Source organism: Colwellia sp. Arc7-D, from assembly GCF_003061515.1.
Taxonomy (GTDB): domain Bacteria; phylum Pseudomonadota; class Gammaproteobacteria; order Enterobacterales; family Alteromonadaceae; genus Cognaticolwellia.
Genome location: NZ_CP028924.1, coordinates 2625195 through 2638627, shown reverse-complemented (window position 1 = coordinate 2638627; position 13433 = coordinate 2625195). Strand labels below are relative to the sequence as shown.

The window sequence follows — 13433 nt, the reverse complement described above, 5'->3', positions numbered from 1 at the left end:
AGAGCCCATGGCACTCCCAATCCTTTATTCGTTAAGAAACTGCCCTTATGCAATGCGAGCGCGTATTGCTATTTTTAAGTCACATCAACCGGTTGCACTTCGTGACGTGGTGTTAAGTGATAAACCCCCTGAAATGATTTTAGCTTCAGCTAAAGCTACGGTACCAATTTTAGTGATATCTCAAACTGACAACTCAATCAGTAAAGAAAACGCAAAGTGCCAAGTTATTGATGAAAGCTTAGATGTTATGTTATGGGCACTAAATAGCGCTGATCCTAACGATTTACTTCATCGTGATAGCCCTGAAGTACTTACGCAAATGTTAGCGTTTATTACTGAATTTGATGTGGAATTTAAACGTTGTTTAGAAGCTTATAAATGCGCCAAACGCTATCATGAAACTAATATTGATGAGTGCCGTACGGCTTGCGAACATTATATACAAATGTTGGAGTTACGCTTAACTGCGCATAAATTCTTATCATCAGAACGAGAAAGCTTATTGGATATTGCCTTATTGCCGTTTATTCGCCAATTTGCGCGTATAGAGCGACAATGGTATTTACAATCGCCTTATCCAAACCTTAAAGCTTGGCTTAATAACTATTTGCAAAGCCCTATGTTTACTAAAGTGATGGCAAAATATCCGTTGTGGCTAAATAGTGGGGAAGAAGTGGTATTTGTAGGTAAGTAATTAATCGTGGCATTGTTTTACTTAATTCTAAATCAAGTTCAGTTAGCTACTCATATAATTGAGCAGCTAACTGGAGCGATTGGCAAAATATCGCTATTACAATAAATGACTAGAGATTATTTTAGATACTTCTAGCATTGATGTTTTGCCTGAAAACTCAAACCTTACTTTACCTATGGCTGAAAAATAAATTTCTAACTCTGAATCAAGGTCAAAGGTGCCTGATGTTTCAATAGAGTAAGCAACAATATTTTTGTAAGGCAGTGAAGTAAAATCTTTTTTACTGCCGGTAATACCTTGAACATTAACCGCAATGATACGTTTAGTGGTAAAAACCACGCCGTCTCGCATGGTTTTATATGAGTCAACAATCTGCTCATCATCTAAAAGTAAATCTGCTACTTTTTCGCCATAATCGGCATCTTGCTTTAGTTTAAAAAAACCTTTGTTGTCAAAATCTATCATTGAACATCCTTATGTAGGAGAAAGTTTACTTAAGATCTCTTATTGTTATATGAGAGATATAATCGTTATCACTGAGAGAACAACGTTCACGACCTTATCATTATTTAAAAAAATGTTAGGCAAGATGATGAAAATATAACTTATTTTCTTGTAATATCGACTTATACAATTTACAAGGATTTACTCAGTTCTTGCTTAACAGTGTACTTAAATTCACTATTTTTACAAGTTGGTACAAGGAGTTTATCGAGTCATTTGTGAGACGAAATAGTGACTAAATAATTTGAATAAGTCATCAATATAAGCAATTAAAAACTACAAGTTTAATCACAAATGACATGCTTGGGGCTCAATAGGTAGTTCAATAGCTAGCTCAATGGGTAGCTCAATGGGTAGCTCAATGGGTAGTTCAATAGGTCGCTTAATCGGGAGTTTAAAACCAATATCTTGGGTAGTGCCTTAATGGGCTTTTAGATAAATTATTTATCACTAAGGCGATCACTAATAAAATGAGTGTGCCAATGGCAACTGGGGTTATAACAAAGTAATAACCGGAATTGTGTAACTCAGTACTACCAATAACAGCAATTAAAGCGGTTGCGCCTCCTGGGGATGCAGCGTACGTGTAAAATGCATGGCGACAATTGATATTGACACAGCCAGAGCACCTAATAATGCGATATCCAAGGTTAAATACTTTTGCAATGTAACTCCGATGAAAGCTGATATTATATGGCCACCAATGAGATTTCTTGGCTGTGAAAAATCAGCTTGTGGTGCACCATAAATAAGTACTGCAGATGCGCCAAATGAACCGACAAGGAACATGCTTTTTAAAACATCAACTTCAGTCAGGCTACTTAAAATAGCGACAAAGTACATGCTAAGAAATGCACCTAGCCAAGACCATGCAACTTTTGAAATGGGTACACGAGGAGGACAAATATCACCACCTCTCATTCTAGAAAAAATTACTCTTATCATGGTAAAAAAATACGTCCGTTAAACTTATAACCTTGTCACTTAATTTATGGGCGGCATTAACATATAAAACTAATGCTTACTCTAATGACTAGCCATTGTGGCGTGCCATATATCACAAACTTCGCTAATATCACTTATCGTCTGTTTTTTGTGAGTATCGAAGATGGTTACTAACAGATAGGAGTTGTGAGTAACAATTTTCTTAATACCTTTAATTTCAGACAATCTTTGATAAAAAATGTCTTCATCAGCCTGGCATTTAAATACCGCACCTAAAATTGCAATTTCTGTATTCATTGAATCGAACCCAGTAAGTTTGTTTGCATTTTGTAATGATTACCTGTGTCATTACAAAACTTTGCGTAATGTTGCATATTGTCTTAAATATTGAAAATAATTTATCCTTGTTCGTTATCTCAATTCGCTATTAGTAAAAATTTGTAATCAGTGTTCTGTGAAGGAAGAGATAGCGCTATTTTTATACTCATTATGGTTGAAATAGTTAATTGTAGGCATAAAAAAAGTCCACATCTAGCAGCTAGTTGTGGACTTAATAAATTTATACTAGGTGAAAGAGCTTAGCTTTTTTATTTAGTTTTTATTTGGTTTTTCATAAATTGCGAAACCTAATGCTGGTACTTCGATGCTATAAACATTTTCACCTGACTTTATTAGCTTGCTTTGGCCAATCACTAATTTATAAGGTTTCTCTTGCAGCGAAATACTCGCTTTAGCTGGCGCATCAGAAGTATTAAAAATGATTAACATTTCTGAGCTTGGTATAGCCGTATTTTCATGCTCTTTAGTTAAGGTGCGTGTAACGGCAAAAATAGCATTTTCATCAGATTGAAATACAGTTTTTTGCTCGCCTCTGCGCAGTGCAGGGTATTGGTAAAAAATATCTGCATATTGTGCAAAGCGTTGATAAAGCGGATGCTTAGTATCAAAGTTGTCGTCAGCTGTGGTGGCATCGGTTCCTAGTAAGTCGTCGTCATTATAACTATCAACAAGTGATGGCATCATATCTTGGCGCGAAGCTTGGTCGCCGCCATCACCTACAAAGCCTTGTTCGTCGCCATAATAAATAATCGGTACGCCGCGCATAAAGTACGTCATGGCATGTGCAAGCAGCGTACGTTTGATCATTTGATCTTCCGTATAATTAAACGCGCTTTGTTTGAGCATAAAAGTAAAACGCCCCATGTCATGATTACCCGTAAAATTCATTAACTGATTAGCGTTACTGTCATGATCAAGGTAGTCAATATCATTAGTGAAAAGGCTTGATAATACCTTAGTGCCTTTTTGTTCGATTAAACTTTGTACCATAGCGCTTTGAAAACCAAAGTCTAGCACTGACTGCATGTTACCCGTGGTTGTATATTCGCTAAGCTCTTTGCTGGTAAAGCTATAAACTTCGCCAAACATGAAGAAGTTTTTTATGCCTAAGCCCTGCGCATGATTCACTAAAGCGGGGGAGAATTCAGCCCAAAATTCGGTATTAACATGTTTCACTGTATCAATACGAAAGCCATCAGGTTTGAACTCAGTGATTAGGTTTTTGAAAATATCGATCATACCTGCTAATACTTCAGGGTTGTTGGTGTCAATATCGTCAAGGCCTGCGAAGTCGCCACGCTTTGAACTTTCACCTTGCCAGAATGAGTCACCCTGGTTGTGGTAATACTTAGGATCGTTCAACCAAGCTGGCGTTTTTAATTGCTCATGACCTTTTGGAATTATCGGGGTGTATTTTTCGCCATTTGCTAATTGCTCCGACGATTTAAATGGACAACCTTTGTCTGATTTAACTAGCCATTGCAAGCCGTCTTCGCCATGGCATTCAACATATTTAATTACATCGGCGGTATGGTTGGTAATAATATCAAAATAGATTTTAATGTTTTCTGCGTGCGCACTGCTAATAAGATCTTTTAAATCGTCATTACTGCCTAAATGCGGATCAATTTCGGTAAAGTCTAATACCCAATAACCATGATAACCTGAACTGTCAGCTTGCATGGCTTGGTTACGTAAAATAGGTGTTAACCAAATTGCAGAAATGCCGAGCTCTTTTAAGTAAGGTAATTTGTCTTTTAAACCCTGAATGTCGCCACCATGAAACATGCCTTTATGGCTTTTATCAAAGCCACCTGCAGAAATTGGTTGGGTTTTTGAACCTAAATCGTTATCGGTATTGCCGTTATTAAATCGGTCGGGCATAACAAAGTAAAACACTTCTTCTTGCACGTCACGATCGAGATAATGCGGTAAATCTGCGGCAGTTTTATAGTGCTTTTGAGTTGACATTGAAGCAGAACTTGAAGATAGCTTTTGTTTTTCAACAAGTGTTTGTTCAACCCGTGCCTTTTCAGTTTCTGTTTTTTTATCGACTTCATCACTACCACATCCAGCGAATGCTAATGTTGATATTGAGGCTATGAGTAAAGCGGATAGTTTATTCTTTTTAAACATAATTTTATTATCCAAGGTTAACAAATATAGTGGCGATTACGATCGTGGTCTAGCAGCGTTCATTGCTGTGGCTAACTCATTCACTGAATCAGTTGTATCAAATGCTTCAATTGTTACCGGTAATTTTTGCAACCAATTTGGGTGTTCATCAATTGTGCCGGGAATATTAACTTGTTCAACAATTTCTAAGGCATCTTCTAGCGGAATTAATTGAATATGACTTGGTGCTTTTGCCATATATTTTTGTACGCTCAAGCTCAATTCCCTATTCATTTTAGCGGGTGCTTGAGCTGGGGCTTTACTGATATCCATGACATTAAGATCGTATAATGCATCGATAAGTAATTGGCGATCTTTAATGCGGCTGTCACGCTCGTTTTGACCCATTGCTTCATTAGGATAAAGACTAAGCTTTTGACGCCATTCAAGATCTTTACCTGTCCACCAACCTGTTAATGTCGGTAAGTCATGAGTTGATACGGTAACCATAGATTGTGCAGGGTAAAGCTCAGGACGCATAAAAAAGCCTGAATCCCAACGTTCAAAAAATAACACTTTGTAAGATAATAAGCCTGCTTTTGCCATTATTTCGCCAAAACCGTCTGGCACAGTTCCTAAATCTTCTCCAATAACAACACAGTTATTTCTGCGAGATTCTAAAGCGATTATGCGTAAAATGTCTGCTAGCGGAAAGGTGATATAAACACCTTCATCGGCTCTCATTCCTGGAGCGACCCAATATTGGCGCATTAACCCTAAAATATGATCGATGCGCAAGGCTCCAGCATATTGCATATTGCTTCGTAAGGCCTTAACCAACGGCTGATATCCTTGTTTTTGAAGTGCAACAGGATTAATTGGCGTTAGTCCCCAATCTTGTCCTATGGTATTCATTGCATCGGGTGGTGCACCTACCGCAGCACCTGCCACATACACATCTTTGTCTGACCAAACATCAACGCCTGAGCCATCGCAACCTACAGCTAAATCGAGATATAAACCGATAGGCATACCTGATTTTTTCGCTTGCACAGCAATTGATTTTAATTGTCTATGGGCTAGCCATTGTACAAAACAAAAATAGTTAATACGGTTTGAGTGCGTTTGTTGAAATGCTTTTACTTCATCACTATCAGGTGCTTGAAAAGCAACTGGCCAATCGGGCCAACCATAAGTGTTTTCATCAATTTTTCTAAAGTGTTCGTAAAGTGCTTCAAAGGTAGCAAGCTGTAATAAATCATTACCTTGACTGGTTTTAAAGTCAGTAAATTCGGTTTGTTGCTCGAGTGATAAGTTACTAATGTCTTGAAATAATATTTCTAAAATATCAAACTTAATATCGGCAACAGCAGGGTAGTCAATGAGCTCTGTTTGTTTTGCATAGGCAATTTTGTTTTGAATTTCGTCACTGTTAAAGCGTGACTGTGCCGCTTGGCAAGTTGAAAAATTTGGTACTTGCTTTAAGTCAATGTACAAGGTGTTTAGAAAGCAACGACTGGTCGGAGAATATGGACTGCGATGCGCCGGATTATTTTGATATAACGGGTGCAAAGGATTTAAACCAATTGCTGAGGCTTTTTGCTTAGCTGATTTTTCAACCAGTTTGGCTAAATCACCAAAGTCACCCATACCTAAGTTATCTTCACTGGTTAGTGAATATAACTGCGCAGCATATCCCCACATTTTTTCGCTAGAGGCTTCTTGAGGGCTATAACAAGTTTGTGGCGCATATATTAATGGGCAACTGGCACTAGCATCACCATATTGCAGTGTAATTTGATGATAACCCTGCGCTAGATTTGGCAATGGCAGTGTGTATTTATGATAGGTTGCGTCGCTAAACCTAACGGTTTCTTTTAAGGTTAATGACGTTAAAGCCACGTTATGACTAACTTTTTCACCAGACTCATCAGTAATATCATATGACAATTTTGTTAAGGCAGACTCAACAATGCTAATGATGATTTCATGATGCGTGGCTTCAAGTTTTTCTACGTGCGATGGTGGCAGCATGTTGCGCCAGCTAATTTGTTCTAACTCGGTTATGCTGTTAGCTATTTTTTCATCACAAGACAAATCATAACCCATGGCATTAAGTAACGAATGTCTCGCCTCATCTTGAGCGTAAACTTGCTCGCCAAATGAATTGGTGTAGGTTGCATGAAAGCCAACAAGTTCTGCAAGTTTCTCAATTAAATTCATTCTATGTTTCTCTTTGCTTTTCGCTTAGCACGTGTGTGCTAGCGATTTTATTTTTAAAGTGACGACCTGATCACGCAGTCGTGTTATTCATTAGCGGCTGCAATACTTTTATTCGACACAAGGCGCTGAGTTTATTTTCAGCAATAAATGCTTTTTAAAAAAACTGATGAACGGGCATTAATTTTGATTTAACAATCTCGTTACTGATTTAATTAAACTTAGCCGTACATTTTGGATTAACTACAAACTGTGTATTGTCATTGTTAAAACCCTGCAACCGATGGTTTGCTTGTTATCAATTAATCGGTTGCGTTAACATCAGATATCTTTATCACTTAGCTTACTTAAACTTTTTTAGTTCTTTAGATTAGCTCGTTAGATCTGCTAGGAGTTAAGTGCCAAATATTTTTTACGTAATCTTCAATAGATCGATCCGAGTTAAACTTACCCATTAAAGCGGTATTTAAAATTGCCATTTTGGCCCACTTTTGACGATCTTTATATGCCATACCTAATGCCTTATGGGCATTCGCATAGCTTTGAAAATCAGCTAATACTTTGTAAGGATCTCCACCCGCTAAAAAGCAGTTTTTAATGGCTGATAACTCACCAGGTTTGCCTGGGGTAAAATAATCGGTATCTAGCCAGTCTAAACAAGCGCGAATTTCGGTATTATTTTCATAGTAGTGATAAGGGTTATATCCGTTCGCATCAAGCGCTTTAACTTCATCTACAGTTAAGCCGAATATAAATATATTCTCATTGCCTACTTCTTCGGCTATTTCAATGTTTGCTCCGTCGAGTGTGCCGATAGTAACAGCCCCGTTCAGTGCTAACTTCATATTACCGGTGCCAGAAGCCTCTTTGCCTGCGGTTGATATTTGCTCAGAAACATCAGAGGCAGGAATGATTTTTTCTGCCAAACTTACGCGATAATTAGGTAAGAAAATTACTTTGAGCTTGTCTTGAATTCGTTCGTCATTGTTAACTTTGTCTGCAATTTTATTGGTAGCGTAAATAATCTCTTTAGCTAATTGATAGCTAGGTGCTGCTTTAGCACCAAAAATAAATACTCTTGGTTGCATGTCGAGTTCAGGATTTTCTAACAATTGACGGTAAAGCGAAATGATATGTAAAAGGTTTAAGTGCTGCCTTTTATATTCATGTAAACGTTTAATTTGAACATCAAAAATTGCATCAGGACTAACGGTTACACCCGTTAAGGTTTTTATTTCTTTGGTTAAGGCAATTTTATTTTGCTGTTTTATGGTCATAAACGCTTTTTGAAAATCAGCATCATCAGCCAATGCAGCTAACTGACTTAAGCTGTTAAGGTTTTTAGCCCAATCACCTTCTATGGTGTTATCAAGTAAATTAGCGAGTAGAGGATTACAAGCTTTTAGCCATCTGCGAGGTGTAATACCATTAGTAACGTTAGTTAATTTTGTTGGCCATAATTGGTTAAATTCTGGGAATAGATCTTGTTTGACTAAGTCAGAATGAATTTGCGCTACACCGTTAACTTTATGTGCAGTAACGACACAAAGGTGTGCCATGCGAACTTTAGGTTCATGGCCTTCTTCAATTAATGATAATCGGGCGCGCATGTCATCATTATTCGGCCATAACGCGTTAACCTCGTTATTTAGAAATGCTTCATTAATACGATATAAAATCGATAAGTGGCGTGGTAATACTCGCTGAAATAATGTTACAGACCATTTTTCAAGCGCTTCAGGTAATAGCGTGTGGTTGGTATAGGCAAATACTTTTTGACAGATAGCCCAAGCGTTATCCCAATCAATATTATGGTTATCAATCAAGGTGCGCATTAATTCTAAAATAGCGACAGTAGGGTGGGTGTCGTTGAGTTGAATGGCAACTTTTTCACAAAATGTAGACCAATGGTTTTTATCTGAAATACTGCCATATTGATTTTCAAAACGGGCAATAATATCTTGTACAGAACAAGCACAGAAAAAGTATTGTTGAATAAACCGCAACTCTTTGCCTGCATCATGCTCGTCATTTGGGTAAAGCACTTTTGAAACGGTTTCAGCGAAAACTTGTTGTTGATGAGCTTGCAAGTAATCGCCTTGGTTCAACAATTCCCAGTCAAAAGCACTATCTGCACGACATTCCCACAAACGCAAAGTGTTAACGGTTTCACAATTATAGCCAACAATTGGCACGTCCCACGGAACACCTTTTAAGTTTTTACCAGCATGCCATAAGGGCTTAGTGGTGCCATCGGTTTGGGCAACATCTTCTACATAACCATATAATGCAATGTTTTGACTAGATTCTGGGCGACAAATTTCCCACGGGCTACCAAATTCTCGCCACATATCAGGCGTTTCTATTTGTTGACCGTCAACAAAGCTTTGTTTGAATAAACCATGTTGATAATGCACGCCATAACCCATTGCGTTGTAATCTAAGGTAGCAAGCGAATCTAAAAAACATGCCGCTAAACGACCTAAGCCACCATTACCTAAAGCGAGATCAGCACCTTGCTCACACAAGTCTGCTAAATCAAAACCCATTTGTTTTAGCGCAACTTGTGTCGGGGTGTATAAGTCTAAGTTATGTAGGTTGTTTGAAAGTAAACGACCCATTAAGTATTCAAGTGATAAGTAATTAACTGATTTTACTTCACTTTGCTGTTGGCGAGCTTTTGTGCTTTGTAGTTTATCTACAATAATATCATTGAGTGCTAAGGACGTTGCTCGCCAGTAGGCCGATTTTTTATCACAATCGATTTGATCACTCTGGGTGAACTTTAAATGATGCTTTATACGCTGGCTTATGTCAGCAACGCTCAGTTGTGGCGCGCTCTTGTTTGTTGCTGACAGCGTTTTATTAGATGTTTTTGTTTTGGTGATCATATAACTACAAACTCTTTAATCGGACATTGTAATGTCGGTAAATTTTCACTTTATGATTTACGGTAAAAAGTGAAGCTTCGTCATGTCTGTTTTTAATCCGTTAACCAAACAGCATGTAATCAATGGCGCGACCATTGTGTGATTATGTTTGCTCTTTTATAAAGCGTTCCTAAGTTTAGGAATTAAATTAGCGCGTGAATTTATTATGCCGATGTTAGTTATTAGAGCAATGAACTACATACGTATGCACAGAAAAAACATCAGTAAATATGCATGCATACGTATGTATTTATGACTTTTAAAAGCAATAAATATTTAAAACATGAGCAGCGACAATTTTCAGTTAAGCATTTGCCTACTTGTGTTTGTTGCATGAGTTACGTGATGGTTTATTATTAAGCGTTGTCACAGCTAAAGACTTTATTGCAACGCCATCGTCAATTAAATTATGTACTTAGATTAATCCCTCAGTTAATATGAATTAGAGTTTTTCACTTATAGGTTTGCTGTGAGATCAAAACAAACATCATTTGATATCGCTTATAAAGCAGGAGTTTCTCAATCAACAGTATCGCGTGCATTGCGAAACAGTCCGTTGGTTAATGAGGAAACCCGTCGGCGTGTGCAAGAAATTGCCAAAGAGCTAAACTACAAAGTTGATAAAAATGCCAGTAGTTTACGCACTCAACTTAGTGGCACAATTGCCTTATTATTATTTGAAGATCCCACCAATGATGACTCTTTAATTAATCCATTTTTCTTGTCGATGCTGGGAAGTATTACTCGAGCCAGTGCAAAAAAGGGTTACGATTTATTAGTGTCGTTCCAACAAATGAGCAATGACTGGCACGCTGACTTTGAAGATACCCGCAAAGCGGATGGCATTATTTTACTGGGCTATGGCGATTATACCGATTACGAAGAAAAGCTGGTTCAACTGATCAAACAAGAAACCCATTTTGTGCGCTGGGGAGCTGACGTTAAAGGGCTTTCTGTGGTTTCTGTGGGTTGTGATAATTTTCATGGCGGCTACCAAGTAACAGAGCATGTTATTAAGAATAATCGACAACACTTTGCCTTTTTAGGTGGGGTAAGTACCGGCTCTCCTGAGTTTTTAGAACGCTACTCTGGCCACTGCAAAGCATTAAAAGATCATAACCTTAAAGTAGATAGCAACCTGCAAATTGATGCTATTTCTACTGATGAGTCTGGCTATCAAGCGGCTCAACAACTCATTGCCAGTGGCATAAAATTTGATGCTATTTGTACGGCAAGTGATTTAATTGCTATTGGCGCAATGCGCGCGATACAGGAAGCTGGTTATAACGTACCTGGTGATATTGCTATCGTGGGCTTTGATGATATAGCTACGGCTTGTTCAACTTCGCCGGCATTAACCACCGCCAAACAAGACACCGTATTGGCTGGTGAGCTTTTAGTTGATAAGTTACTGCAATTAGTGAGCGGAGAAGAAACACAAACACAATTAATGCCAGCGACATTAGTGGTAAGAAAGTCTTGCGGTAGTTAGGTGATTGAGTGGATTTTTAGCTTTTATTTAATGGCTTAAAGTCTATTGAGTTACGAGTTAGCTATGTACCCGACATTAATGTTCCCATAAAACTATATTCCCATAAGGCTATGCTCCCGAAAATTTAACACCTGCAATCTTAGCATCCATAATCTTTGCATCAGTAATCTATATTAGTGAAAAATCAGCTACCGCGCCTTGATCACACTTAATACAATTAAGTTTTTGCCCCAATTTTTCATCCCTCGTTGACTGTTTTAATACCCATGGACGATTAATAAAAGGAGGTTGGTGTCGAACATGTTGAAAATGTCCGCAAGCTAAACGAGCAACCCAATGATTTTCATCATCGAGGTGATAACCGATAATTGGCGTTAACATTTGAAACTATCCATCGTTATATTGTGCCTAGTTCATCTTTAATTGGGTATTGTACTTACCTATTACTCGATAAAAAATAAAACGTAATATAATTACTGCACCTGATTGCTTAAAGCCTGATATCGATACTTTTCGTTATCAGGCTTTATTGTTTTAACAAGGAGCGAATTGGTTAATATTCTGGCTCTTTAACTCGTAAAGTTAATAAACCTGCAAATAGCATGCTTGCGCCACCAACAACAAGTGCATACACAGGCTGATTGTCGAAAACTTTGGTGATTAAAAAGCCTAGAATACTAGCCGCTAATATCTGTGGTAATACGATAAAGAAGTTAAATATTCCCATATATAAACCCATTTTTTTAGCCGGTAAGGCATTCGCTAAAATAGCGTAGGGCACCGATAAAATTGACGCCCAAGCAAAGCCAATACCAATCATAGAGACAATAAGTAAGGTAGGGTCATTAATGAAAAGGAATGAGATAAAGCCAGCACCACCTAAAAATAGATTGATCATATGGGCAATACGTAAATTAAAGTATTTAACCACCATAGGAATACATATTGCGGCAAAAACTGAGGTTAAGTTGTAAGCTGAAAATAGTACGCCTACCCAGTCAGCCCCTTCATTAAATGCTGCTGATGTTACATCAGAGCTGCCGAAATGAAATTCAGTCACTGCGGCTGTGGTGTAAGTCCACATAGCAAAAAATGGAAACCAAGAGAAAAACTGCACAAAGGCGAGTTGCCTCATGGTTTGTGGCATTGAAAATAGGTCTGACATTACTTGGGCAAAGCCATTGTTACTATTGTTTTTTGCCATTAAGCCAGCCACCAACTGACAAATTGCAAAGAAACAAAAACCACCGGCAAGAATAAATAAACTTTTATCGAGTTGCTCAACATTAAGCGCGATTATCACAAAGCTGATTAATCCTAACAATAACCAAGCAGCAGCACCGGTAAAGTATTTTTTTGCTGTGCGAGGAGTAAAAATTTCTTCACTTAGCGGTTGCTCTTCTGCGTTTTGAAACGCTTCTAGCTGTTCAGGTGAATATTCTTTTGTTGAATATATGGTCCACAACACGGCAAGCAGGAATATTACACCACCAGCATAAAATGAAAATTTAACAGTATCAGGCAGTAGACCTGGCGCTGCGACATTGCTGATATCGAACCAATTTGCCATCATCCAAGGCAATGATGAGGCAACTACAGAGGCAACAGCAATGAAAAAACTTTGCATTGCATAGCCCATAGCGCGTTGTTTTCTCGGTAACATATCGCCAACAAAAGCGCGAAATGGTTCCATTGAAACGTTAATCGAGGCATCCATTATCCATAGCATACCCGCCGCAACCCATAAGGTAGGGGAATTAGGCATTATAAATAAAGATAAACTCGCGGCTATTGCGCCATAGAGAAAGTAGGGCTTGCGTCGTCCGAGCCTATTCCAAGTATTATCACTAAAGTAACCAATAATTGGCTGAACGATAAGTCCAGTAATGGGGGCTGCAATCCACAGAATAGCCATGTTTGAATAATCGGCCCCTAAGGTTTGAAATATTCGACTGACATTTGAATTTTGCAGGGCAAAACCGAACTGTATTCCCATAAAGCCGAAACACATATTCCAAATTTGCCAAAAATTAAGTTGTGGTTTGGTGGTCATAAACTAACTCTTATTGTTATAAATCGAAGTTAACGGTTATTCATTTAGGCTTAGGTATTTGATTTGCCAAAATAGTGGTTAACGGTTGTGATTTCCATCTTAGCAATAGTCTTCAATTTACAACATTAACTGCATACGTAT

The 13433-nt window shown here is 38.0% G+C and carries 9 protein-coding genes and 1 pseudogene; 2 read left to right on the top strand and 8 right to left on the bottom strand.

Annotation, left to right across the window (positions count from 1 at the left end):
- The first annotated feature begins 7 nt into the window (after window positions 1-7).
- The gene (locus tag DBO93_RS11545; RefSeq protein WP_108456480.1) at window positions 8-694 is read left to right on the top strand and encodes a glutathione S-transferase; all 687 of its coding nucleotides are present in this window, start codon (window positions 8-10) and stop codon (window positions 692-694) included.
- A 96-nt stretch (window positions 695-790) separates the two neighbouring features.
- Here the strand turns inward: DBO93_RS11545 and DBO93_RS11540 are convergent, their stop codons facing one another.
- From DBO93_RS11540 to DBO93_RS11515, 6 genes and pseudogenes are all read right to left on the bottom strand, one after another.
- Window positions 791-1159, bottom strand: coding sequence for a PH domain-containing protein (locus DBO93_RS11540; protein ID WP_108456479.1), 369 nt, complete (start codon window positions 1157-1159; stop codon window positions 791-793).
- A 433-nt stretch (window positions 1160-1592) separates the two neighbouring features.
- Window positions 1593-1987, bottom strand: a pseudogene (locus DBO93_RS11535) (HPP family protein).
- Between the two features lie 237 nt (window positions 1988-2224).
- Window positions 2225-2440, bottom strand: coding sequence for a hypothetical protein (locus tag DBO93_RS11530; protein WP_108456478.1), 216 nt, complete (start codon window positions 2438-2440; stop codon window positions 2225-2227).
- Between the two features lie 294 nt (window positions 2441-2734).
- A complete protein-coding gene (locus DBO93_RS11525; RefSeq protein ID WP_239058976.1) occupies window positions 2735-4618 on the bottom strand; it encodes an alpha-amylase family glycosyl hydrolase in 1884 nt (627 codons plus the stop codon).
- Window positions 4619-4654: 36 nt separating this feature from the next.
- A complete protein-coding gene (malQ, locus tag DBO93_RS11520) occupies window positions 4655-6820 on the bottom strand; it encodes a 4-alpha-glucanotransferase (RefSeq protein WP_108456477.1) in 2166 nt (721 codons plus the stop codon).
- A gap of 362 nt (window positions 6821-7182) precedes the next feature.
- The gene (locus DBO93_RS11515; RefSeq protein WP_108456476.1) at window positions 7183-9708 is read right to left on the bottom strand and encodes a glycogen/starch/alpha-glucan phosphorylase; all 2526 of its coding nucleotides are present in this window, start codon (window positions 9706-9708) and stop codon (window positions 7183-7185) included.
- 508 nt (window positions 9709-10216) lie between these two features.
- Here DBO93_RS11515 and DBO93_RS11510 point away from each other — a divergent pair.
- Window positions 10217-11239 carry a LacI family DNA-binding transcriptional regulator gene (locus DBO93_RS11510; RefSeq protein ID WP_108456475.1) on the top strand — a complete coding sequence of 341 codons (1023 nt, stop codon included), beginning with the start codon at window positions 10217-10219 and terminating at the stop codon, window positions 11237-11239.
- 168 nt (window positions 11240-11407) lie between these two features.
- Here the strand turns inward: DBO93_RS11510 and DBO93_RS11505 are convergent, their stop codons facing one another.
- Both DBO93_RS11505 and DBO93_RS11500 read right to left on the bottom strand, forming a co-directional pair.
- On the bottom strand, window positions 11408-11620 hold the full coding sequence (locus DBO93_RS11505) for a DUF3565 domain-containing protein (protein ID WP_108456474.1): 213 nt from the start codon (window positions 11618-11620) through the stop codon (window positions 11408-11410).
- A gap of 172 nt (window positions 11621-11792) precedes the next feature.
- The gene (locus DBO93_RS11500; protein WP_108456473.1) at window positions 11793-13292 is read right to left on the bottom strand and encodes an MFS transporter; all 1500 of its coding nucleotides are present in this window, start codon (window positions 13290-13292) and stop codon (window positions 11793-11795) included.
- Window positions 13293-13433: the final 141 nt, after the last annotated feature.

Excerpts from the sequence above, each read along its gene's own strand:
- DBO93_RS11545 (WP_108456480.1), top strand. The coding sequence starts at position 8 with ATGGCACTCCCAATCCTTTATTCGTTAAGAAACTGCCCTTATGCAATG.
- DBO93_RS11540 (WP_108456479.1), bottom strand. The coding sequence starts at position 1,159 with ATGATAGATTTTGACAACAAAGGTTTTTTTAAACTAAAGCAAGATGCC.
- DBO93_RS11530 (WP_108456478.1), bottom strand. The coding sequence starts at position 2,440 with ATGAATACAGAAATTGCAATTTTAGGTGCGGTATTTAAATGCCAGGCT.
- DBO93_RS11525 (WP_239058976.1), bottom strand. The coding sequence starts at position 4,618 with ATGTTTAAAAAGAATAAACTATCCGCTTTACTCATAGCCTCAATATCA.
- malQ (WP_108456477.1), bottom strand. The coding sequence starts at position 6,820 with ATGAATTTAATTGAGAAACTTGCAGAACTTGTTGGCTTTCATGCAACC.
- DBO93_RS11515 (WP_108456476.1), bottom strand. The coding sequence starts at position 9,708 with ATGATCACCAAAACAAAAACATCTAATAAAACGCTGTCAGCAACAAAC.
- DBO93_RS11505 (WP_108456474.1), bottom strand. The coding sequence starts at position 11,620 with ATGTTAACGCCAATTATCGGTTATCACCTCGATGATGAAAATCATTGG.
- DBO93_RS11500 (WP_108456473.1), bottom strand. The coding sequence starts at position 13,292 with ATGACCACCAAACCACAACTTAATTTTTGGCAAATTTGGAATATGTGT.